This window comes from Neisseria sp. P0021.S006, from assembly GCF_051956895.1.
The window spans coordinates 1-255 of record NZ_JBQCWZ010001338.1; the positions used below are offsets into that span (position 1 = coordinate 1).

Genomic DNA, 255 nt, shown 5'->3' on the forward strand with positions numbered 1-255 from the left:
CCAATTCACGAGGTTTTTTGTACGAACCGTAAATCAGACCGCGGAACATGTGCAGATAAACGACGATGAAGAAGAAAGATGCGCCAGTGGAGTGCATGTAGCGGATAATCCAGCCGCCGGACACGTCACGCATGATGTACTCTACTGCAGTAAAGGCAGCAGGCAGATGGTAGGCGTTAAGGTTGCCGTCCGGTTTGTAGTTCATGGTCAGGAAAATACCGCTGACGATTTGAATTACAAGGACGAGCAGAGCCA

1 pseudogene is annotated in these 255 nt (G+C 49.8%); it reads right to left on the reverse strand.

The features are described 5' to 3' along the window. Positions 1–255 (reverse strand): annotated as a pseudogene (locus tag ACTHUM_RS20190) (cytochrome bc complex cytochrome b subunit); the annotation flags it as partial.